The organism is Veillonella sp. 3913 (assembly GCF_003992235.1).
GTDB lineage: Bacteria > Bacillota > Negativicutes > Veillonellales > Veillonellaceae > F0422.
In genome coordinates, this window is sequence record NZ_RQVF01000001.1 from 574146 (window position 1) to 597066 (window position 22921).

Sequence of the window (22921 nt, forward strand, 5' to 3'; positions counted from 1 at the left end):
TATGCAACAAACTAATAAAAAAGGCCTCATCACCGCTTTAGGTTGCTACCTTATTTGGGGGCTTTTACCCATTTATTGGGGACTCCTTCATCATATATCAGCCTATAGCGTATTAGCGCACCGTATCATATGGTCTGCTTTTTTCATGTCTTTTGTTGCTATCCTTTTCAACTTTCAACAATTTAAAAAGGATTGCATTCATTTAAAAACCAATGTATCTCAACTTTTGTTATTATTCACGGCATCCCTTTTGGTATCTAGTAATTGGGGCTTATACATTTGGGCCATATCTAACAATCGTGTGATGGATACTAGTTTCGGCTATTATATTAATCCACTGCTCAACGTTGTGTTAGGAGTCTTTATTTTCAAAGAAAAGTTAACGTTCGCCCAGTGGTTTAGTGTGGGCTTAGCCACTATAGGTATCATCTTTATTTCTTTACAAATGGGGAGTACGCCTGACTTGGCACTAGCCATTGCCTTAACATTTGGCCTCTATGGACTGGTAAAGAAAAAATTGCTGATCCATCCATTTACAAGTATCGCCTTTGAAGCTTGGCTCGTAGTACCATTAGCTATACTCTACACCACCTACATCGATACAAGTTCTTGGACGGCTTTTCAACATGATTCATTCACAGCCGCTTTATTTGTAGGGTCTGGTCTCACAACATCAGTCCCCCTCGTTCTTTTCAGTTATGGCGCTCGCCTATTACCATTAAACTTATTAGGGTTCCTGCAATACCTATCGCCCACCATCGCTTTACTTATTGCCATCTTCTATTTCGGTGAAAGCTTCGATACCAATAAAATGATTGCCTTTTCTTTCATTTGGGTAGCCCTTGGAATCTATACAGCATCCAATTACACTAAATAAATATAAAACAGCCTGTGCATCATTTGCGCAGGCTGTTTTCATAGCATGACCTCTGTATTGTAAGAAATATAAATACTCCTCAATATCCTCATAGGGAAATGCAGATAACCCTATCACTACTGTTTTCAATATATTATATAGCACTAATATTTTTAACGTATTTTTATGATACCCTAAACCTAAAACATCTTACAAAATCATTTTCTTTCTTGCAAAACTTTTATAATTCTGTATCCCTAGCAACTGAAAATTATTTTTATTTACTGTATACTAAACACATAAAAGGAATTGACTCCCCTGAGAGTACGCTCCCTATACTTTATTACGCTAGACCTATGGTATATATATTTGTAGCAATGTCTGTATTCTTTCAGCAACTTTCAGTCAAAAAGTATCTGCAAATGATGATACCATAACAATGATTATACTAATAGTAAACACAGAAAGGACTCGCACATGGACACAATGAAACAAGCTCTTGGGCTTACAGGCAATGACAGAATGGAAGTTATGATCGATATTAAAGACCGCTTTCTCGGTGGCACCTTAGATTTAGAAACAGCTCGTACGTTATTGAAAGAAAAAATCGGAACTTGTACACCTGATGAATTTGCTTATGGCGAGCAACAATTAAAAGGTTCTTATACTGACGAAGAAATCACCCATCGTATGGATGACTTATTAGAATTATTTGATGGTATTTTAATTCGTGCGAACAATGAATATCCTGAACATCATCCATTAACAGTGTATCTAAATGAAATCAACGCCATGGAACAACAGTTAACAGAAATGGAAGCTCTGTTACAAGCACCTCACTTCATTCTCAACCCTTGGCTTGGTGTATATGATGCCCTCACTACTTGGCGCATCCATTTGGCTCGCAAACAAAATCAATTATATCCAGTCCTAGAGCGGTATGGTTTCGATCGCCCTACGAAAATCATGTGGACTTTTGATGACGCTGTTCGTGATACCATCTCTGAAAGTAAACAACTACTAGAATCTGGACAAGAGTCTGAATTTTTAGCAAAACAAGCAGACGTCATCGATATTATCCGTGACCTCAATAACAAAGAAAAAGAAGTACTAATCCCAACAGCATGGAAGTTATTACAAGACAGTGACTTCATTACTATGAGCCAAGGTGATCATGAAATTGGGTTTGCTTTCATCGCCCCTCCTCCATTTTATAAAGGCCGTCCTGATGCGGAACCTAAGAACCTAGGAGAAACTTCTTTGAATGCTGTACAGGTAACAACACAACATAAAAGTGCTGGATATGACGGAAACTCCCAATTAGGTGGTACTGGTAACCCTACTGCATTGTTACAAGAGTTAGCCCAATTAGTTCGTAAATATGGCATTAATGGAAACCCTGAGCAAACGCATGACCTAGCTGTGGGCTCCTTGACAATTGAACAAATTAAATTAATCTTCAAATTCTTACCTGTAGATATTACTTTTGTAGACGAAAATGACTTAGTTCGTTTCTATAATGATACAAAGCACCGCATCTTCCCTCGCAGCTCTAATATCATCGGTCGCATCGTACAAAACTGCCATCCAAAGAAAAGTCTACCTTTAGTACAAGAAATTATCGATTCTTTCAAAGCTGGTAGACAAGATTACGCTGAAATGTGGATTAACAAGCCGGACCTATTCATTCATATCGAATACATCGCCGTGCGCAATGAAGAAGGTCAATTTAAAGGTATTTTAGAGATGGTTCAAGATTGCACGCATATTCGTAGCTTAAGCGGTTCTCGGAAAGAACTTATTTGGGAAGGTTCTAATTCTGCGTACCATGCCGTAGACCACATCGATTACAAACATGTACGCCAAGAGGATAGTACAACTAACTCAACTGAACAAGGTACGGTGCCAGAAAGCACACCACAATCTACGGTCTATGAAAATGATCTAGGTTTAACAGGAGATACCAAACTATTCCCTCTATTTGATATAATCCCTGGTCTAAAAGATCACATGATTCATATCAATCCAAACTTTAAAATGCTAAATTCTCCACTTGCTAAATTAATGAAACATAAAGCTACTTTATCCATGGTGGCAGAACGTGGTGAGATGACATTAGATGCATTAATCCAAGCTATTTTAGCTTTCAAATATAAGAATCAATAATATATTGGAGGACTATCCATGATAGTCCTCTTCTATTCTTATTTCTAGTCCTTTTATATGTTACTAAACAGTTCGCTGAAGGACCTATGTATTGTATAAACGTTAAAAAGACAGACACAGTTTTACTGCAAAACTATGTCTGTCTTTTTGATTACTCAATCTCTTTATTTTTAATTTTTTCCAAGAATATTTCGATCCGTTTTACCGCTTCTTTGATATTCTGCAAGGAATTAGAATAGGCTACACGAACAAATCCTTCACCACAGTCACCAAAGGCATTACCTGGTACAATAGCGATGCGTTGATCATAGAGTAGTTTTTCACAAAACTCTTCCGATGTCATGCCTGTGCTCTTAATGGACGGGAATACATAGAATGCCCCTTCTGGCTCGAATGTATGAAGTCCCATACGATTAAAAGCGCTCACCAACAAGCGACGACGCATATCGTATTCTTCACGCATGTATTGGATATCTTTATCCCCATTTTTTAACGCTTCGATAGCTGCGTATTGGGACATAGACGGAGCACTCATAATACCATATTGATGCATCTTCGTCATTTGTGCAATAATCGGTGCTGGACCTGTGGCAAATCCAAGGCGCCAACCAGTCATCGCATAGGCTTTGGAAAATCCATTAATTAAGATTGTCCGCTCTTGCATACCTGGTATAGATGCAATAGATACATGTGGTTCATCACCATAGGTAAGTTCACTGTATAACTCATCGGACAAAATAAATAAGTCATGCTTGATAACCACTTCTGCAATAGCTTCCAAGTGCTCACGGCGTAATACCGCCCCTGTTGGATTATTAGGGAATGGTAATACTAACAGCTTTGTCTTCTCTGTTACAGCCGCTTCAATCGCCTCTGGAGTCAGGCGGAACTCATCTTCTTCTTTCGTGATAATCTGTACTGGTTTGGCACTACACAATTCAGCTAATGGCGTATAGCACACAAAGCTTGGCACGGGAATCAACACTTCATCCCCTGGGTTTAATAAGGTACGACAAGTTAAGTCAATGGCCTCTGAGCCACCTACCGTTACAATCACTTCTGTTGCTGGGTCATAGGACACGTGATATTTCCGTTCTAACCATTTAGCAATTTCTTCCCGTAGTTCCATAAAACCACGGTTAGGAGAATACCAAGTTTTTCCCTTTTCTAATGTATTAATACCTTCTTCACGAATATGGTAGGGCGTAGCGAAATCTGGTTCACCAATACTAAGGGAAATGACATTATCTAATTCATTAGCAATTTCAAAAAACCGTCGAATCCCCGATGGTTTAACTGCTTTAATTTCAGCATTTAAATAGTTGTCATAATTAATCATCGAATACATTTCTCCGATCTTCACGAACTCCACCCGTGTGGAACACAATATTATTATCTTTATAACGTGTTAAGATAAAGTTTGTCGTGGTGGAAAGCACTGAATCTAATGTAGATAGACGGCGAGATACAAACAAAGCAATATCACGCATGCTAGCCCCTTCTACGATAACCGTTAAATCATAGCTACCAGACATAAGGTATACACCTTGTACTTCTGGAAATTCCATAATTCGTTCTGCCACTTTATCAAAACCTTGATCTGGAGCAGGAGTCACGCCTAATTGGATAAGAGCAGTAGATTTGTTTTGGTCTACTTGTTCCCAATCAATGACTGCTTGGTACCGTTTAATAATACCAGACTCCTCAAAGGCTTGAATACGACTTGCCACATGTTCCTCTTCACTGTTAAGCATAATGGCAAGGTCGGCGGCCGACATAGAGGCGTCCTCATCTAATAAACGTAATAAACGATGATCCAATGTGTCTAATTGTACTGTCATAAGGGAGACTCCTTTCTTATGATTCACATCTATATCTTGTAAACTATAGCATTGTTATATAATTCTCAATGCTTATCTTTTTATTATAGTCAGTTTCTCTGAAAGTAGCAATACATTATATTACACCTACACAATTTAATCGCAAGATAGTCTGCTCGAAGCAAGTCTATACTGATGATCGGACTAGAGATACAACGCATCCCCTCATGTTAGTATTTCTCTCATACCAGTTTCTAACTTCGTGGATAGTCACACTCTAAAAAAATTTTATATCTGCGCTTCCCCTTCCCAATCGCCGGGAACACACTAAATTGATTTATATAATACGCTCACATCACTATTCTTACCTACTCTTTTCTCCTATGTATCCACCCATATATTGTTAACTTAGTTAAGTTCTATAGAAAATATTTATATAACCTTTACAAGATTCGAAATTAGGTATATTCTATAGAACGTATTACAAAAGGAGGAGTTATCCATGAATGCCCAATCGATACAAAATCAAGAAGAAACACTATTTAATTCTGGATTCATCAGTATTACTATCATTAATTTTATTGTCTTTTTAGTGTACTACTGCTTTGTAGTCATTACCGCTAGTTATGCTACCAAGGAACTGCACTCTACTGTCGCTGAAGCAGGATTTGCTACTGGTATTTATATTATTGGCACCTTATTCGCTCGCCTTATTATGGGACAACGCTTAGAACTTATCGGCCGTAAAGAGGTACTTCGGTATGGAGCTATTTTTTATTTCCTCACTACCCTTGCGTATCTCATTGCCAAAGATATTCTAATCTTGGATGCAGTCCGTTTCCTAAACGGTTTTGCTTACGGTACTGTATCCACCGCAGCCAATGCTGTAGTTACTGCTTACATTCCGAAATCGAAAGATGGAGAAGGCATCAATTATTATGGTCTTAGCACTAGTTTAGCAGCGGCTATTGGCCCTTTCATTGGCATGATTTTATTACCTGCCGTTGGTTTTACTTGGATTATTTATTTAGCCGTCCTATTATCCATCGGTGTTGCCATCGCTTGTTTACGATTCCCTGTACAAAATTTAGTACTATCCTCTACGGAAGCAGCCTCCATGACATCTTGGTCTATGAAGAATTTCATTGAACCACGTGTATCCTTCATCGCCTTTCTTGGATTCCTAATGGGCTTAGCCTATTCTAGCGTACTCGGTTTCCTTTCTATCTTTACCCATGAAATCGGTCTCATTACAGCAGGAGCCTTCTTCTTTGTGGTTTATGCCCTTGTGATTACCGTGACCCGTCCTATTGCAGGTCGTATCTTCGATGAACGTGGCGAAAATGCTGTCATGTATCCTAGCTATATATGTTTAACAATTGGTCTTTTACTCATCGCTTATAGCTCCAATGCAGCATTACTACTTATCGCCGGAGCCTTTGTAGGCTTAGGTTATGGTACCTTTATGTCTAACGGACAAGCTATTTGCTTGAAAGCTGTAGAACCTGCCAAAATTGGGGTAGCTCTTTCCACCTATTTTATCGGATTAGATCTCGGATTAGGCGTCGGACCTTATACATTAGGAATCTTACATGGCTTACTATCCTACAGCGGAATCTATATGGTATCTGCCATCATTCCAATTATCGTATTGATACTTTATGCCATCTACTATAAACCTGTAAAAGAAGAAGCGATTTACGAAGAGGAGATTCCTCAACATCAATAAACCTATAGATAAAAAAAGTGTCCTATACCTTATGCTATGACATACATATGCATATCGGTATAGGGCACTTTTATATTATCCTTTTGTTACAAATATACGAATTTTATTCGTTCTATCAATTAAATTAGTATCATTAAACCAAAATTTAAGAGTATCATAGCCAATATATCTTTTTATGAAAACCGTTTTCTCATTACTATAGATTATAGTTCCTAACTCATCATAACAGTTTACAATAAAATCTAAATTACAATTAAATTTACCATCCATAATTTCAAGAAGAATATAAAACGATTGTGTACTCCCTTTATCAACTTCTTGTATTCCATAGGACTGTACATTAATTTGAAAAAACTGAAATGTTTTTTCATTGATTTCAATAGCATTATATAATCGTTCTTCATCAGTAACTGTATTCATAGTCCCTCCCTAAGCACACTCATTGTATGATACTTACATTAAAGTCCATTTAGACATAAAAAAATAGACCAACCGAAGTTGGTCTAAATGGTGCCGAGGACCGGAATCGAACCGGTACGGTTATCTCTAACCGACGGATTTTAAGTCCGTTGCGTCTGCCTGTTCCGCCACCCCGGCATGGGTGGAATTTGTGGAGGCGGCACCCAGAATCGAACTGGGGAATAAAGGTTTTGCAGACCTCTGCCTTACCGCTTGGCTATGCCGCCAAAAAAGTGGAGCGGAAAACGAGATTCGAACTCGCGACCCCCGCCTTGGCAAGGCGGTGCTCTACCGCTGAGCTATTTCCGCAAATGGTGCCTCAGGGCAGAATCGAACTGCCGACACACGGATTTTCAGTCCGTTGCTCTACCGACTGAGCTACCGAGGCAAGTAGTGGCGACCCCGATCGGATTTGAACCGACGATCTTCGCCGTGACAGGGCGACATGTTAACCGCTACACCACGGGGCCATTTGACTACTTTGTTAGTATACCCTATTTCATATTTCTCGTCAATACTTTTTTATATTTTTTTATAAACATTTTTTATTTCTCTGAAATCAGCTGTACAAGCCATTTCATGCATTATGGGAGTACCTACAGATATGGATTAGTCCCTAATTCATATCTCAATGTAGTACTCGAACCATGTCCAGGATATATCACATAAGATGGGTCTAAAGTCATAATTTTTTGCAATGTCTTTTCCATAGCCTTTGAATCACCATTATAAGTATTCACTTTTCCTATAGTCCCCTTAAATAAGGTATCTCCTGTAAATAAAATATGCTTATACCCAATACATACACTACCCGCACTATGCCCTGGCACCTCCCATACATGCAAAGAAAAAGGTTCTATCTGTAAAGGCCCCTCTTCTAACGCAACATATGGAGAAGTAAATCGTTCTTTATATCCCGATGGCATACGCCGTTTGACTAATAATAGTTCCTCATCTTTAGCATGCATATACACAGGGATATGGTAGGATTCTACCAACGTATCTACGGCACAAATATGATCTGCATGACCATGGGTCAGCACAATACCTACGGGTGTCACATCCTGTAATTCTTTCATGATACGCTGTCCATGAAAGCCCGGATCAATAATAAGGGCGTATCCATTTTCTTTCAGAATATAACAATTTGTTTTATACAAGCCTTGAGGCGTTCTTACGATGTCCATCGAATCGTCCATACCCTTTCCCTGTTTTTGCAAAATATCCTCGCCAAAAACCTGGATGCAGTAATACAAGCAATGTAAACAGTTCTAACCGCCCTAACAGCATATTGATGATACAAACAACTTTAGCCAATGGAGACAGAATGGTTAATGTTTCCGTAGGTCCTAAGCTACCAAATGCAAGACCTACATTTCCTAAGGTGCCAGTCACAAGCCCTAATACATCTCCAATCGGTAGCCCTGTAGTAGATATCAACACAGAGGAAATACCAAAGATTAAGAGATAGAAAAAGAAAAACTGTTGCGTCATATGTAACCACTTAGTAGGTAGTACATGTCCATTTAATCGCACCATTTGTACCATATCTGGATGAATGGCTTTACGCAAGTGTAGGATACTACTTTTTGCTAAGATAATAATACGAATAATCTTTATACCACCTGTGGTGGATCCACTGCACCCCCCAAAGAATGTCCCCATGAATAGTACCATCTGTGCTAAGCTAGGCCATTGATTATAATCCACAATGGCAAACCCCGTACCTGTTTGCATAGATACTAATGTAAATAAGGAATTTTGAATATGAGATATATCCAAGCCCCCCGCTTCCCAGCTGAGCGCTACCAACACTAATACTGATCCAATACAGAGGGTCATCAAATACATACGATATTCAAAATCCCGCCAAATTTCTTGTATCCCCTTTTGCCAAATAGATTGATACACCGCAAAGTTTCCTCCTGCTAGCACCATAAATACCAATAATATGATACATACAATAGGTGCATCTGCATAAGCAAAAGTCCCTCCCGTCATAGGGGCCAATCCCCCAGTGGCAACGGTAGCAAATGTTAGGTTAATCGCTTTAAAATAATCTACCCCTGCCAACCACAGCAATGATGAACAAACTATAGTAAATACCATATAGGTGCGCAACAAATTCCCCGCAATGGATCGAATTCTAGGTAATACAATGCCAGGTCTTGGTACAGAGGCTTCCGCTTCAAAAAAATGAGCTGCATCAGCCCCCAAATTACGAAGGAACGCTAAGACTAAGACAATCATTCCCATGCCACCAATCCAATTCGTAAGGCCACGCCATAAAATAAAAGTTCTCGGCAATGAACTGACATCATCAATCATAGTTGCTCCCGTTGTCGTAATCCCTGATACAGCTTCAAAAAGTGCATCTACAAAGCTTGTAAAGACACCACTAAAGTAAAAGGGCAAGGCTGAAAATATAGCTGCAAATAACCAGCTTGAACTGACCACCAAGAAACCATCTCGCAAGCTATAGGAGTCTGTATCTGTTCCATAATAATACAATACGCCCCCTAATACACCAGACAGCGCGCTTGCTACAAGGAATGAATAGTATACTATACCTTCATCTAAGATACCAAAGAAAAAAGGAACTAATATGAAGAGGGCTAGTGTAATCAATACTTGCCCCACTACTCGCATAATATTTTGAATGCGCATGAAATCCTCCTTTCTTTCATCATACTTCCTTATCCGCCTACATAGGTAAGGAGTTTATTAACATATTCTGGCAATGTAAAAATAACAATATGATCGCCTTCTAATAATTGGGTATCTCCTTTTGGCACAATTGTACGATTATCTCGCACCACAGCACCCACTAAAGATTTGCCAGGGAATTTTAAATCTTTTAAGTATTGATTCATTAAATTTGAACGATTGGTAATGCTAATCTCGATAGCTTCTGCTTTGGAACCTTCAAAGGTGGAAATATTAATTAAATTTTCTCCTTCTCGGATGAGTCTCAAAATTTGACCTGATGTTAATAACCGTGGGGAGAATACCACATCGATACCTACTTGTTCCATTAAAGTAATATATTCTAAGCGACCGACACGGACAAATGTTTTAGGAACCCCTAAATGTTTCGCTAACAGTGCTACCAATAGATTCAGCTTGTCATCATCTGTTAAGCAAATGATCACATCGTTGTCACTAATCTCTTCTGCCTGTAATAAGTCAACATCTGTACCATCTCCATGAATCACAATGGATCGACTCACTAGGGCAGCTAGTTGTTCACAACGATCTAAATCCTTTTCAATAACCTTCACATCATATCCATCAGCTTCTAATAGTAAGGTAAGATTCCGCCCTATAAGACCTGCACCAATGATAACGACCCGTTGAGTAGGACGACTTACTTCATTCAACCATACTTCCACCTTATCGATGCTTTCCTTCGCCCCTAGAAAGAATACATTATCTAGGTATTCCAAGGTACTTTTACCATGAGGAATAATCATATCGCTACCACGCATAATCCCAACTATAAGCACATTAGGGGGTAATTCCAATTTTCGCAAGGGTATTCCCGTCACATGTAAATTGTTGCGAATCTTAAACTCCACTAACCGTACAGCACCACTAGCAAAGTCTTCTACATCTAAAGCGGCTGGTGTTTTTAAAACTTTGTAAATTTCTTGAGCTGTTACCATTTCAGGATTGATAAAGAGATCAATGCCCAAACGGTCACGAATCACTGCATTGGTACCATTTTCATACTCTGTATCACGAACTCGTGCAATCGTCTTAGGAATCCCTGCCGCCTTGCCTAGCATGCAAGCCAGCATATTGACTTCATCGGAGTCCGTTACAGCGATAAGCATCCCCATATCTTCAATGCCAATTTCCTGTAATAGGGAAATGCTGCTGCCATTACCTTGAACCAAGTTCACATCTAAATTATTTTCTAAATTTTTAATGCGATCCCCATTTTTTTCAATGACATACACATCATGTTGGTCTTGTTCCAATCGCTGAGCCAAGGAGTAGCCTACTTTACCAGCACCTACTACCACAATTTTCATGACATATCCCCCTATTTTGTTTCCTCTACGGTAGCAGATTGTTCATCCGCCTCTAGTAAAGTGGCTTGCCCTTTCTCTGTTAGCAAAGTCCACCCATCTTCTTGTACAATGAGCTCTGCTTTCATCAGATGCCCTAAGGCACGTTTAAAAGCAGCCTTACTGATGTTAAATTTATCTTTAATGATCGGTGCCGATGTACCATCACCATAAGGCATACGCCCATGCCGGTTGCCTAAATAGGTCATAATTTTTGCACCATCTGAAGCGAGTGCCTCTTCTTTGACAGGACGCATAGAAATATTGATCCGTCCATCATCACGCTTAAAGGTAATACGGCCTTCAATAAGTTCCCCTACTTTTAAAGATCGTGTCATTTCACTGCGATGCATAAACGCAATCCATCGTTCTGGGGTAATCAAGAACACCCCTTCGCTAGTCATGTTATAAATGGCACCTTTCACCATGCCCCCAATCTTAGCATCTGTAGCAGGTTTTGAGGCACGCCGCATCGCATCATCCACATCCATGGATACAGCTAAACGACCTGACTTATCACTATAGAGCCGAACCCAAACTTTTTCACCATTTTGAGGGCGCCCACGCATTTCTGCATGGGGCATAAAAATCCCCCGTTCTGTTCCTACTTCTACGAAACAGCCAAAGTTTGTTGTATTAATGACCTCAACATAACCAATTTGACCTTCCTTCATAGCTGGTAAACGCATACTTGCTGTCAAGCGGCCTTTGGGATCTTTGTATAGAAATACTGTCACTTCATCGCCAATCGCAACGGAACTTGTTTGTTGGTCTTTATGCAACAAAATATCGTCATTCGTATTGCCTGTTTGACCATCTAAAAAAGACCCTTGATCACTTTGACGCAATACCTTTAGCGTAGCAATAGTATTTTCTGATAAAGTACTAGCCATATTAGACTCCTTCAAAGGATTCTCTCGGTGCATCCTTCCACAATTCTTCTAAGCCATAGAAATGGCGGTATTCACCTGTAAATACGTGGGCAATGACATCACCAAAATCAAGTAAAATCCAGTCTCCTTCACGATATCCTTCGCGATGTAATACGGTCATACCTTGCTCTGCACCGGCATCTTCAATGGCATCAGCTACACTTTGTGCATGTTTCACATTATTTGCTGTAACCACTAAGAAATAATCTCCTAACATGGTAAGACCTTCCATATCCATAATGGAAATGTCTTCTCCCTTTTTATCATATCCAGCTTGCGCTAAGATTTTTACTGTTCCTAAAATATCTTGTTTCTTTTTCATTCTAACTCCTTATCTTGTTGTGGGACTCCCTGGTTCTGATTTTTCTGTATCCTTAGACTTATCTTCTTTCGTAGCTTTAGTCTGTTTTTCAGCATCTTTTAAAGAATCATCAGCACTATCTTTTCCAATACCTTTTGGAGTATCTCCAATCACTGGAATCACTTCAGCATCACTTGGAATATCTCCCACAGTAATTCCTACCAATTGTTGTAATTCTATAGGCTCTACATTCCAATAGTCTACACGATCAATTGTTTCTGATGACCCTGGTAAAATATACCACCGCACTTTATCTTTAGGAAAGTCAATCACTTTTGTGATAAACCGAACACCATCCCATGTACTAATATTAGTACTAATATGACTCCATTGTCGCCACACTCGAAAAGCGGTTCCCAAGCTAACGTGATTTCGTTCTCTCTCCCACATAGTCTTTAATAATCGTTCTTGATGCATAGTCCTTGCTAATGTATCACCCTCTTGATTGACATATCTCATATATCCAAAGGCAGTATCATTAGTCATATCTTGGTACCCTTGATGAATGTTGATATCCACTTCACCAGAAGCTGCATCTCGATGTACCATAGATTGCTCCACATATAGGCTTGGAGTTCCAAAAATATTCATCATAGACTGGAAACTCTCTTGATCTACCACTGCATAATAGGGGATAACTATATGGAACATATCTTCCACTACGGCTTTCGTTAATTCTATTCCACCTTGTGCATACATATCATTAATTCGTTGTGGTGTATCACTGTGACGGTTAATTATTTTACTATTACTTGGTATACCAATAATCTGTAAAGTTTTTGCATCCATATTGAAAGCTATCACATACAAAGCATCTGCTTGCTGTGGTTGACTTTTATCAACGCCAACAACCAACATATAGGATGTTTTAATGGAGCTCATATCCATAGGTATTGTATTAGTCACAACCGGCAATGGATGCGACTCTTGACTAGTAGTACTCGGTTGAGATACAGCGCTCACTGCACTACGTATTCCCCATACTAGAAGGCCTACAAAAACTACTAATAAAATTAGGGCCCCTATAATGCGTCCCCATCGCAGTCCATGTCGGCGCGGCTTTCGTCGTATATTTCGCTCCATTTATGTATCCGACCTTTCTAACAATACACTATTTCTACCTCGAATCGTATCTACATGTATACTTAACCCTTGATCAAGCAAATGACGTATCGTTCCATCATAGGCGCGAATCACAGCAGAGTTCAAATCTTTAAATGCTAACGCACGTAGTTCTTCCACACCAGGAAAATCACGATTTGGTTCAATATAATCAGCTAAAAAAATAATCTTATCTAATAGGCTCATATGAGTACTCCCTAATGTATGAACTCGAATAGCCTCGCAAATCGATTCATCTTGAATTTGCAACTCTAACTTAGCATAGGCTGCCGCTGCAGGTCCATGTAGTAATGCCCCGTTGTTAAGCATTTCTAAATCCACTGCTATCTGTGCATCCATCACCATTGTTTGCATTTCTTGTAAAGGTCTTTCTTTCATAGCATCATGCAATACAGCTGCCACTTCTGCTTTCTCTATAGAAACACCATAATGATTGGCTAATCGTCTTGCCATATCTAGCACACCTAATGTATGAGCAAATCGTTTTGGTGAAAGCCGGACTTTCACAACATTTTGTAAATTTTCTATTGTTGTTATATCTTTCACAAGCCTATACCTTTCTAGGGTTATCCATAAAACAAGCATCAACCTAACAACAAATACCCTTATGTATTATATATTTTATGTTCCTTAATGTATTGATATACCAATTTAGGTAACATGTATCGTGTAGATAATCCATACCGCAGTCGGCGACGCAATTCCGTAGCAGATAACTTCATTTCTGGCACCTCTAATATGTGAATACGACCGCCTCGTTGAGCAAGCCATTCGATACTTTCACCAATATCAGCAGTGGCACCAGGGCGGATGGCCCCAATAAACTCACACATATCTAAGAGCTGTTCAATATATTTCCAGGTTGGTAAATTCTGAATCGTATCCGTGCCGGCAATAAAGAAAAATTCCGTATCTGATCCATACAAATCATGAAAATATCGCAATGTATCAATGGTATAAGATTTTCCATCCCGCAGCATCTCTACATCAGAAACTACAAAATTAGGATTATCCAATACTGCTACACGTACCATTTCTAATCGATATTTCGCCTCAATCACATCCGATTCCTTATGAGGAGGTTCCTTAGCAGGCACAAAAATTACCCGATTCAAATCAAATGCTTCTGATGCCATTTCTGCAATCATAAGATGGCCCAAATGAATCGGATTAAAAGTGCCACCTAAAACACCAACTCTCTTTTTCTTATCTACCATGTAACCACGCCCCTATACACACTAGAGATACAATACCTAGTATAACTAATACGATTCCATAGGACTTCCATTCATAAGCTCCTTTGGGAGACTTCATATAATGAAAGTAAGCTTTTACATCTGCTAATTTCATCGCACCTGTCCATGGCCAAAGACAAAATATTTATAGCTTGTCAACGCATCTAGTCCCATAGGTCCTCGAGCATGGAGTTTTTGTGTACTAATGCCAATCTCAGCCCCTAAGCCAAATTCAAAACCATCTGTAAATCGTGTAGATGCATTCACATAAACTGTGGAAGCATCCACTAAGTTCATAAATCGTTCTGCCTCGGTTGGGTCTTCTGTAATAATCATTTCAGAATGTTTTGTACCAAATGTATTGATATGAGTAATAGCATCATCAATGGAAGATACCACTTTGAAATTCACAATATAGTCATTATATTCTGTAGCCCAATTATCCTCTGTGCCAGGTTTCACCTGAGAAGATAAGCTTTGAATTTGTGTATCCCCATAGATGGCAACACCTTTTTCTTCTAACATAGATACAATCTTAGGTCCTAAGTCTTGCAGTCTTTCTTCATGTAACAAAATTGTTTCCATTGCATTACATACAGATGGTCGTGATAATTTTGCATTTTCCAATACCTGTAATGCCATCGTTTCATCAGCAGATACATCCACATAGCCATGAACAACACCACTCCCTGTTTCTATAACAGGAATTTTACTGTTATTCACGACAAATTGAATCAATCCTGCTCCACCACGTGGAATCATCACATCAATCCATTTGCGTTGTGCTAACAATTCACCTACAGCTTCTCTCTCAAGAATAGACACTAATTGAACTAGCTCTTTCGGAGCTCCACACCGCTCTAAAGAGCCTTGCATAATCTGTACCATAGCATCACTCGTATGGTATGCTTCTTTTCCTCCACGAAGAATAATCGCATTGCCTGTCTTAATGGCTAAAGCAGCTGCATCCACTGTCACATTAGGGCGAGCTTCATAAATCATGCCAATAACGCCGATAGGGATTTGCCGTTTTTCAATACGCAAGCCATTGTCTAAGGTTCTACTTTCTAACACAGTACCAATGGGGTCATGCAAATGAGCCACTTGGCGAACACCTTCACAAATACCTTCGATGCGCTCCTTCGTCAAACGAAGGCGATCCATCATCACAGATGGAACTCCATTCTCTTTAGCTTGGGAACAATCGATAGTATTCGCTTCTAAAATCATTGGTATAGCATTTTCCAAATCATAAGCAATCTGTTCCAAAATACGATTCTTATCGTCTGTACTTAGCACTTGTCCTACCATAGAAGCTGACCGTGCTGCTTTGCCTAAATTTTCAAAATATGCAGTATATGGATTCATAATTTACTCCTGTCGTAAGACAACTAAGTTATCTCGATGCACCACTACATGATAGGTATCACGAACGCCTAATATACTAGGGATATCCTGTGATTTATGGCCTTTAATCTTGAGCAAATCGGATAGATTAAAGTTCACAATACCGCGGGCAATTTCTTCTCCATCGTGAACAATAGATATGGTATCCCCTTCTTCAAATTGCCCTTCACCAGATAGAATACCTACTGGTAAAACACTGGATCCATTGGTGAGTAATGCATCACGGCATCCTTTATCTACATGAATGGTCCCTTGTAAACGTGTGCCAAATGCCATCCAGCGCTTTTTAATTTGCGGCACATCTCGATGAGGCCAAAAATGCGTGCCTCGTTCTTCTCCATTCATAATAGCTTTAATACTATCTGGATGGTCACCAGAGGCGATAATCATATGAACTCCAGAGTTCGTTGCAATATGAGCAGCTTGAATCTTCGTATACATACCACCAGTGCCTAAAGAAGACCCTGCACCACCAGAAATTTCATAAATGTACGGAGTTAGAGCCTCTACTTCATGGATTAATGTAGCATTTTTGTCTGTAGACGGATTCGCTGTATATAGGCCTTCAATATCCGATAAAATAATCAATGCATCTGCATCAATAATGCTAGCAATATTAGCAGATAATGTATCATTATCACCAATTTTAAACTCATCGATAGCTACTACATCATTTTCATTGATAATAGGAATAACTCCTAATCCAATGAGGGCCGTCAATGTATTCCGTAAATTAAGATAATGACTACGTTTCACCGTATCTTCACGGGTTACAAGAATTTGTCCTACCGTATGTCCATATTCAGCGAATAGTTTTTCATACATATGTAACAAGATGCCTTGTCCCACAGAGGCTGCGGCTTGTTTTAAAGCAATGTCATCGGGTCTTGATGTAAATCCCAATGAAGGAAGACCAGCAGCAGTAGCCCCAGAAGAAACTAAAATCATTTCTTTCCCTACATTAGCTAAATTACAAATTTGACGGACTAACACTTCCATTTTATCAATGTTAATGCGTCCATTTGCATGCGTTAATGAACTTGTACCTACTTTAACAATTACCCGTTTCGCCTGTCGTAACTCTTCTCTCATCGCTTCACCTCATGTGGATTGATTATCTTGGCAACTCAATTTTTGGATCTTTTGCTTTTTTGTACAACACACCGTTATGTCCGATGATTTGTACTAACTCTGCTCCTAACATATCCGCTAAGTGAGGCAAAATTTCTCTTGGATCTTCCAAGCAGTTATTTAACACTTTTACTTTAATTAATTCACGTTTTGTAATGGCAGCTCGTGCACTGTCGATAACAGGATTTTCCAATCCTCCTTTACCAATCATCACAACCGCTGGCATAGTACTTGCTAAAGCACGTAAATATCGCTTTTGTTTACCTGTCATTCTATCTCCTAATCATGGAATGTAAATCGTTGATCACCGATGACTACTTCATCGCCATCTTGGATACCACGTTTTTTCAATTCCGCATCTAAATCCATGTAACGCCAAATCTTTTGGAATCTTCGCAATGCTTGTTCATCATCAAGATTTGTCATAGCCACCAATTTCTCAATACGAGAACCACTGATAATATAGGATGCATCATCGCCACGAGTAATGACGAAGTCAGTATCAGGTTTTGCTTCATAGTATACAGTGTCATCCACCACTTCTGGCTCTGGCACGTAATTTTCAACATAATACCATGCGCGTTCAACTAATGATGGCAACCCTTCTCCAGTCAATGCATTCACCGCAAATACTTCATAGTCTTGATCAGCAAAGTATTTTGTCACTCTTGGCAATGTTTCTTCATCTTGTAACAAGTCTGTTTTATTCAATACGATTAATTGTTTTTTCTTGCTCAATTTTTCGCTATATTTAGCTAACTCTTCATTGATTTTATGAAAGTCTTCAATAGGATCACGACCTTCTAATCCAGATACATCCAATACATGGAGCAAAATATTACTACGTTCTACGTGACGCAAGAAGGAATGTCCTAAGCCAATGCCTTCACTAGCCCCTTCAATCAAACCTGGAATATCTGCCATAACGAAACTTTTACCTGGTGCTACAGAGACTACCCCTAATACGGGAGTTAATGTAGTAAAATGGTACGCAGCCACTTCTGGTTTTGCAGAAGACACTTTGCGGATGATAGAGGATTTACCCACGCTTGGATATCCTAGTAGTCCCACGTCAGCCAACACTTTAAGCTCTAAGTTTAACCAACGCTCTTCCCCAGGCTCTCCTTTTTCAGCAAAGGTTGGTACACGGTTAGCACTATTTTGAAAGCGTGCATTACCACGACCACCGCGACCACCTTTGGCCACCATGTAAGTTTGTCCATCTTCGACTAAATCAGCCATTAATTTACCAGACTCTTCATCTGTTACCGTTGTTCCTAATGGAACAGAAACAATTAAATTTTCAGCGCCACGACCATGCTTGTTAGCACTTTGTCCAGCACCACCGGTATCGCCTTTGAATTGACGTTTATATCTAAAATCAACAAGTGTATTGATATTTCTATCAGCTTTTAAAATGATGTCGGCACCTTTACCGCCATCGCCACCATTCGGTCCCCCTTGTGGCACATATTTTTCTCGACGGAAACTACTCATACCGTTACCGCCATCTCCCGCTTTTACTAATATACGGGCACGATCTATAAACATATTTTTTTCCTCTAGCCCTATAGATAGAGCGGCCGAAGCCGCTATATCATAGAGTTTTTACAATTTCAATAGCCCGTTCCAACTGTACATCCTCTTCAGGATTTGCTTTGGACGGCTCCACAATTTCATCTGGTATAATACCAATACCATCGATGACCCTATCATTAGGTGTATGATAGCGAGCAATAGTAATTTTTAAGCCTTCTTCATCAAGACCTTGTACTACACTTTGCACAGTACCTTTACCATAGCTTTTTGTACCCACAATAATGCCAGATTTCGTATCTTGCACCGCACCAGCAATAATTTCTGAAGCGCTTGCAGAGTTACCATTAATCAACACAACTAATGGGATTAGACTATGGTCACCTCTAGACATATAGGCGCTATTTCGGCCTTTTCTAGTTTGTACCGTTACAATCGGCCCTTTAGGTATCAAATATTGCCCTATACCATGGGCAGTAGTGATTAAACCACCTGGATTATCACGCAAGTCTAATACTAAGCGTTTCATCCCCTTAGCTTGAAGATCCTCATAAATTTTCGTAAACTCATCTACTGTTTTTTCAGCAAACTGCGTTAACCGAATATAACCGACACTATCGTCTAGCATCTTACCTCTTACAGTAGGCATGACAATAGTTTTTCGTTCAATGGAAATCTCTTGCTCTTCTCCGCTACGAAGGATGCGAAGCACTACAAATGTACCTGCTTCACCACGAATATGATTAGCTACTTCTTCTTTTTCTATATCAGATATAGGTGTCCCATCAATCGCAAGAATTTGGTCTCCTTTTTGAAGTCCTGCTGCTTCTGCTGGTTGCCCTTCCATAGTAGCACCTACTTTGAGAACTTTACCATCGGAAAAATCCAATAATAAACCAATACCGCTATAGGTAGAAGATGTATGCATCTCAAGTGCTTTCATATCTTCTTTATCCAAATAAACAGTATGTTTATCATGGGTACCTTTAGCTAATCCCTTTAACATATTCACAAAAAGTTCTTCTTTAGATGGTGAGTCCATAGCCCATTGTGTAGTGATGTAATAGGTGTAACCAAATTTAGCAAGGCCTAAGGGGGATCCAGAAATATACCAAAAGAAACCAGTAAGCATAATAAGGAATACAATTAATAACTTTATCAGCTTACCTATTAACTTATAGATTCTATCTTTAAAACTTAGCTGCTCTATTTTAGGAGCAACCTCTTTTGACATCTCCATAGTAGTATAAGCTTCATCGTGTTTTTCAGAGATAAACAAATACTCTTTTATTCGTATCCAATTAGATTTTTTTTTGTTATCTTCCATAGTCTCCTCTATAAGTATCCCATTGGATCTGTTGGTTCCCCGTTAATACGCACCTCAAAATGAAGGTGTGGACCTGTAGAACCACCTGTGTTACCTGAGTAGGAAACTACTTGACCTTTTGATACAGTTTGACCAGGGCTTACCGCTACATCACTATTATGAGCATATAAAGTAGACATACCATTACCATGATCAATAATAACTGTATATCCATAGCCACTAATCCAGCCAGCTTCCACAACAACGCCACCATCTGCTGCATGTACTGGTGTTCCTTCATCAACACCAAAGTCAGTACCTGCATGGAGACGACTTGTACCATAAATTGGATGGATACGCCATCCAAAATCAGATGTAATCGGTGCATTAACAGGGGCGGCTAACTGTCCAGTTCCCTGTACCCATGTAGTAGTAGCACCACCACCGCTACCACCTTGGCTAGCTGCTGCGGCTGCTGCCGCACGTTCTGCTGCTCGTTGTTGTAACATAGCTGTAATGCTTGCAGATGATGCCATTAACTCATTATAGGCCCGCTCTGCTGTATCACGGTCATTCATCGCTCGTTCTAATACTGCTTGACGTTCTGCTTTTTTCTGATTGATAATCGTTTGTTTTTCCTGTGCTACTTTTTCAAGTTCTAATACTTTAGCCCGATCTGCCTCCAACTTAGCTTTTTTACTAGCAATCTCTTCACGCTCAGTTTTTATGGTATTAATCAATTCCATATCGGCTTGAAGAATCCGTTTCAACATTTCCATACGATTTGCAAAATCACTAAAATCTTTAGAACCAACCACTACATCTAAGTAACTTAAACGTCCGTTAATATAAATATCTCGTACCCGTTTGTAGAACACTTTTTCTCGTGATTGTAAACGTTCCTGTGCTGCTTTTAATTCTGCCTCTGTTTTCGTAATATCTTGATCTAAACGAATACGATCTGCTTGCACTTGTTTTAAGTCTGCAGTGGCTGTATCTAATTCAATCTGTATAGCATGTAACTGTTCATATACGGTACCAATCGTTTTTTCTGCTTCCGACTTTTTATTGGCCTCATTTGTCAATTGTTGTTGAATATTTGACAACTGATTCGTTAAGTCTTCATCTTGTGCTTGATACCAGTACGGTGTAGCCATCATGATAGAACCGCATAGTAAACTAGCTACTAGTGTTACTGTTTTTTTCTTCATCATTCCTACACTTTCATATATTGTTTTAACGAAATGGTACTACCAATAGCACCTACAATCACACCTATCCCAACTAATCCTGCAGATAGTTGATAGATAAACGGCATCATTGGTACCAATGGCATAAACGCAAAGTTTGCAATCACTTCCACTGTGATATAGCGATAGAATTGCCAAGTAGCAATGCCTGCAATCGCACCACCAATAGCGCCTAAAAACATACCTTCTAATACAAAAGGCCAGCGGATAAACCAGTTTGTGGCACCTACATATTTCATAATTCCAATTTCTTTACGACGGGCAAATACAGTCAAACGAATCGTATTGGAAATGATAAATAAGGTAGCCCCTGCTAGGAAGCCGATGAGCACAATACCACCGATACGAATAATTTTTGTGACTTCAAAAATTTGTTCAATCACGTCTTGTCCATAGTGGGCACTTTCTACTTCTGGATATTTAGAGACAATTTCCGCTGTAGATTTCACTTGGTCTGGTGTATTGAATGTTAACACATAAGACGTTGGCAATGGATTATGTCCATCTAGGGAATCGACTAATTGCTGTTGCTCCCCTAAGCGCTCTTTAAAGCGTTTCATAGCTTCATCTTTTGTGACAAACTCAATGTCCTTTAGCTCTGGCAAGGCTTTTAACTTTTTACCTAATTCCATCACTTGTGGTGTTGTTAAGTTATCCTTCAAGTAGATACTAATTTGTACTTGGCTCTCTAAATGGGATGCCAAATTGTTAAGGTTTACCACTCCACAAGCAAATACGCCCAAGATAAACAAGGATAATGTAACAGTGGAAATAGATGCCAAGGACATCAATCCATTACGGCGCATGGATTGAACGGCTTCTTTTATATAATACTTAAACGTTCTAATTTTCATGGAATGCGGCCCCTCTCATTTGATCACTTACTACACGACCACCTTCTAAGGCGATCACTCGTTTGTTTAGATAAGACACCATATCCATATCATGTGTTACCATCACTACGGTTGTACCAGAGTTATTGATGGCTTTAAAAAGATCAGAAATATCGCGGCTTGTTTGAGGGTCCAAGTTACCTGTTGGTTCATCTGCAATCAGCACCAATGGTTTATTTACAATGGCTCTAGCGATAGCTACCCTTTGTTGCTCCCCACCACTAAGATCTTGTGGCAAATCATTAGCTTTATCGCTGAGTCCGACCAACTCTAATACATTTAAAACTTTCTCTTTAATTACTTTCGGTTTTTCCTCGATAACTTCGAGTGCGAACGCAATATTTTCAAACACTGTTTTTGATGGTAATAATCGGAAATCTTGGAATACAATACCTAACTTTCTACGTAAGTACGGTACTTTACTAGATTTGATACGTGTTACATCAACATCATTCACAATAACCGTTCCAGAATCTGGTGTGACTTCATGTGAAAGTAACTTAATAAATGTTGATTTACCTGCTCCAGAATGCCCACAGACTAATACGAATTCTCCTTTTTCAATATGAATCGATACATCCTCTAAAGCAATAGAACCATTGTCGTATACTTTATGGACATTTCTAAATTCTATCATTCTATCAT

At 39.3% G+C, this 22921-nt stretch carries 22 protein-coding genes and 5 tRNA genes; 3 read left to right on the forward strand and 24 right to left on the reverse strand.

The annotated features are described in order from the left end of the window. The first annotated feature begins 1 nt into the window (after position 1). A complete protein-coding gene (gene rarD / locus EO113_RS02835; protein WP_127135503.1) occupies positions 2-877 on the forward strand; it encodes an EamA family transporter RarD in 876 nt (291 codons plus the stop codon). Between the two features lie 456 nt (positions 878-1333). Then, positions 1334-3022, forward strand: coding sequence for a DUF438 domain-containing protein (locus tag EO113_RS02840; RefSeq protein ID WP_127135504.1), 1689 nt, complete (start codon positions 1334-1336; stop codon positions 3020-3022). 151 nt (positions 3023-3173) lie between these two features. On the opposite strand, the gene EO113_RS02845 is transcribed toward EO113_RS02840, so the two are convergent. Both EO113_RS02845 and EO113_RS02850 read right to left on the reverse strand, forming a co-directional pair. Next, on the reverse strand, positions 3174-4385 hold the full coding sequence (locus EO113_RS02845) for a pyridoxal phosphate-dependent aminotransferase (RefSeq protein ID WP_240629052.1): 1212 nt from the start codon (positions 4383-4385) through the stop codon (positions 3174-3176). Further along, positions 4354-4863 (reverse strand): Lrp/AsnC family transcriptional regulator, encoded by a 510-nt coding sequence (locus tag EO113_RS02850; protein WP_009372185.1) that lies wholly within the window; start codon positions 4861-4863, stop codon positions 4354-4356. The genes EO113_RS02845 and EO113_RS02850 overlap by 32 nt, the downstream gene beginning before the upstream one ends. 481 nt (positions 4864-5344) lie before the next feature. On the opposite strand from EO113_RS02850, the gene EO113_RS02855 reads away from it, so the two are divergent. Beyond that, positions 5345-6571, forward strand: a complete 1227-nt coding sequence (locus EO113_RS02855; RefSeq protein WP_009372240.1) for an MFS transporter — start codon at positions 5345-5347, stop codon at positions 6569-6571. Positions 6572-6646: 75 nt separating this feature from the next. On the opposite strand, the gene EO113_RS02860 is transcribed toward EO113_RS02855, so the two are convergent. From EO113_RS02860 to ftsE, 22 genes are all read right to left on the reverse strand, one after another. After that, entirely contained in the window at positions 6647-6991 is a 345-nt protein-coding gene (locus EO113_RS02860) for a hypothetical protein (RefSeq protein ID WP_009372234.1), read from the reverse strand. 88 nt (positions 6992-7079) lie between these two features. Then, positions 7080-7168 (reverse strand) — tRNA-Leu (locus tag EO113_RS02865). Between the two features lie 14 nt (positions 7169-7182). Beyond that, positions 7183-7257, reverse strand: a tRNA-Cys gene (locus tag EO113_RS02870). A 7-nt stretch (positions 7258-7264) separates the two neighbouring features. Then, positions 7265-7339, reverse strand: a tRNA-Gly gene (locus tag EO113_RS02875). Between the two features lie 3 nt (positions 7340-7342). After that, positions 7343-7418: transfer RNA gene (locus EO113_RS02880), tRNA-Phe, on the reverse strand. Between the two features lie 6 nt (positions 7419-7424). Next, positions 7425-7500, reverse strand: a tRNA-Asp gene (locus EO113_RS02885). Positions 7501-7626: 126 nt separating this feature from the next. Further along, positions 7627-8217 carry an MBL fold metallo-hydrolase gene (locus EO113_RS02890; protein ID WP_127061429.1) on the reverse strand — a complete coding sequence of 197 codons (591 nt, stop codon included), beginning with the start codon at positions 8215-8217 and terminating at the stop codon, positions 7627-7629. Continuing rightward, a complete protein-coding gene (locus EO113_RS02895; RefSeq protein ID WP_127135505.1) occupies positions 8183-9697 on the reverse strand; it encodes a TrkH family potassium uptake protein in 1515 nt (504 codons plus the stop codon). The genes EO113_RS02890 and EO113_RS02895 overlap by 35 nt, the downstream gene beginning before the upstream one ends. Before the next feature lie 29 nt (positions 9698-9726). Further along, a complete protein-coding gene (trkA, locus tag EO113_RS02900; protein WP_127135506.1) occupies positions 9727-11067 on the reverse strand; it encodes a Trk system potassium transporter TrkA in 1341 nt (446 codons plus the stop codon). 11 nt (positions 11068-11078) lie between these two features. Then, the gene (locus EO113_RS02905; RefSeq protein WP_127135507.1) at positions 11079-11996 is read right to left on the reverse strand and encodes a S1 RNA-binding domain-containing protein; all 918 of its coding nucleotides are present in this window, start codon (positions 11994-11996) and stop codon (positions 11079-11081) included. A 1-nt stretch (position 11997) separates the two neighbouring features. After that, positions 11998-12357 (reverse strand): ribosome silencing factor, encoded by a 360-nt coding sequence (gene rsfS / locus EO113_RS02910; protein WP_127010912.1) that lies wholly within the window; start codon positions 12355-12357, stop codon positions 11998-12000. Between the two features lie 9 nt (positions 12358-12366). Then, a complete protein-coding gene (locus EO113_RS02915; protein ID WP_127135508.1) occupies positions 12367-13479 on the reverse strand; it encodes an LCP family protein in 1113 nt (370 codons plus the stop codon). Continuing rightward, complete coding sequence (gene yqeK / locus EO113_RS02920; RefSeq protein WP_240633652.1) at positions 13480-14064, reverse strand: bis(5'-nucleosyl)-tetraphosphatase (symmetrical) YqeK; 585 nt, start codon at positions 14062-14064, stop codon at positions 13480-13482. A gap of 59 nt (positions 14065-14123) precedes the next feature. Next, on the reverse strand, positions 14124-14735 hold the full coding sequence (nadD, locus tag EO113_RS02925; protein ID WP_009372176.1) for a nicotinate-nucleotide adenylyltransferase: 612 nt from the start codon (positions 14733-14735) through the stop codon (positions 14124-14126). 129 nt (positions 14736-14864) lie between these two features. After that, positions 14865-16121, reverse strand: a complete 1257-nt coding sequence (locus EO113_RS02930; protein ID WP_127135509.1) for a glutamate-5-semialdehyde dehydrogenase — start codon at positions 16119-16121, stop codon at positions 14865-14867. Positions 16122-16124: 3 nt separating this feature from the next. Then, positions 16125-17252 (reverse strand): glutamate 5-kinase, encoded by a 1128-nt coding sequence (gene proB / locus EO113_RS02935; RefSeq protein ID WP_127135510.1) that lies wholly within the window; start codon positions 17250-17252, stop codon positions 16125-16127. A 22-nt stretch (positions 17253-17274) separates the two neighbouring features. Continuing rightward, positions 17275-17562, reverse strand: coding sequence for a ribosome assembly RNA-binding protein YhbY (gene yhbY / locus EO113_RS02940; protein WP_062403327.1), 288 nt, complete (start codon positions 17560-17562; stop codon positions 17275-17277). An 8-nt stretch (positions 17563-17570) separates the two neighbouring features. Further along, positions 17571-18842 carry a GTPase ObgE gene (gene obgE / locus EO113_RS02945; RefSeq protein WP_127061324.1) on the reverse strand — a complete coding sequence of 424 codons (1272 nt, stop codon included), beginning with the start codon at positions 18840-18842 and terminating at the stop codon, positions 17571-17573. 46 nt (positions 18843-18888) lie between these two features. After that, positions 18889-20154 (reverse strand): S41 family peptidase, encoded by a 1266-nt coding sequence (locus EO113_RS02950; protein WP_240629326.1) that lies wholly within the window; start codon positions 20152-20154, stop codon positions 18889-18891. An 8-nt stretch (positions 20155-20162) separates the two neighbouring features. After that, positions 20163-21347, reverse strand: coding sequence for a murein hydrolase activator EnvC (locus EO113_RS02955; RefSeq protein ID WP_370106371.1), 1185 nt, complete (start codon positions 21345-21347; stop codon positions 20163-20165). 2 nt (positions 21348-21349) lie between these two features. Continuing rightward, positions 21350-22237, reverse strand: a complete 888-nt coding sequence (gene ftsX, locus EO113_RS02960; protein ID WP_009372198.1) for a permease-like cell division protein FtsX — start codon at positions 22235-22237, stop codon at positions 21350-21352. Beyond that, a complete protein-coding gene (gene ftsE / locus EO113_RS02965; RefSeq protein WP_009372248.1) occupies positions 22227-22913 on the reverse strand; it encodes a cell division ATP-binding protein FtsE in 687 nt (228 codons plus the stop codon). The genes ftsX and ftsE overlap by 11 nt, the downstream gene beginning before the upstream one ends. Positions 22914-22921 lie beyond the last annotated feature (8 nt).

Coding starts and splice junctions, on each gene's coding strand:
- rarD (WP_127135503.1), top strand. CDS start 2: ATGCAACAAACTAATAAAAAAGGCCTCATCACCGCTTTAGGTTGCTAC.
- EO113_RS02840 (WP_127135504.1), top strand. CDS start 1,334: ATGGACACAATGAAACAAGCTCTTGGGCTTACAGGCAATGACAGAATG.
- EO113_RS02850 (WP_009372185.1), bottom strand. CDS start 4,863: ATGACAGTACAATTAGACACATTGGATCATCGTTTATTACGTTTATTA.
- EO113_RS02855 (WP_009372240.1), top strand. CDS start 5,345: ATGAATGCCCAATCGATACAAAATCAAGAAGAAACACTATTTAATTCT.
- EO113_RS02860 (WP_009372234.1), bottom strand. CDS start 6,991: ATGAATACAGTTACTGATGAAGAACGATTATATAATGCTATTGAAATC.
- EO113_RS02890 (WP_127061429.1), bottom strand. CDS start 8,217: ATGGACATCGTAAGAACGCCTCAAGGCTTGTATAAAACAAATTGTTAT.
- EO113_RS02895 (WP_127135505.1), bottom strand. CDS start 9,697: ATGCGCATTCAAAATATTATGCGAGTAGTGGGGCAAGTATTGATTACA.
- trkA (WP_127135506.1), bottom strand. CDS start 11,067: ATGAAAATTGTGGTAGTAGGTGCTGGTAAAGTAGGCTACTCCTTGGCT.
- EO113_RS02905 (WP_127135507.1), bottom strand. CDS start 11,996: ATGGCTAGTACTTTATCAGAAAATACTATTGCTACGCTAAAGGTATTG.
- rsfS (WP_127010912.1), bottom strand. CDS start 12,357: ATGAAAAAGAAACAAGATATTTTAGGAACAGTAAAAATCTTAGCGCAA.
- EO113_RS02915 (WP_127135508.1), bottom strand. CDS start 13,479: ATGGAGCGAAATATACGACGAAAGCCGCGCCGACATGGACTGCGATGG.
- nadD (WP_009372176.1), bottom strand. CDS start 14,735: ATGGTAGATAAGAAAAAGAGAGTTGGTGTTTTAGGTGGCACTTTTAAT.
- EO113_RS02930 (WP_127135509.1), bottom strand. CDS start 16,121: ATGAATCCATATACTGCATATTTTGAAAATTTAGGCAAAGCAGCACGG.
- proB (WP_127135510.1), bottom strand. CDS start 17,252: ATGAGAGAAGAGTTACGACAGGCGAAACGGGTAATTGTTAAAGTAGGT.
- yhbY (WP_062403327.1), bottom strand. CDS start 17,562: ATGACAGGTAAACAAAAGCGATATTTACGTGCTTTAGCAAGTACTATG.
- obgE (WP_127061324.1), bottom strand. CDS start 18,842: ATGTTTATAGATCGTGCCCGTATATTAGTAAAAGCGGGAGATGGCGGT.
- EO113_RS02950 (WP_240629326.1), bottom strand. CDS start 20,154: ATGGAAGATAACAAAAAAAAATCTAATTGGATACGAATAAAAGAGTAT.
- EO113_RS02955 (WP_370106371.1), bottom strand. CDS start 21,347: ATGATGAAGAAAAAAACAGTAACACTAGTAGCTAGTTTACTATGCGGT.
- ftsX (WP_009372198.1), bottom strand. CDS start 22,237: ATGAAAATTAGAACGTTTAAGTATTATATAAAAGAAGCCGTTCAATCC.
- ftsE (WP_009372248.1), bottom strand. CDS start 22,913: ATGATAGAATTTAGAAATGTCCATAAAGTATACGACAATGGTTCTATT.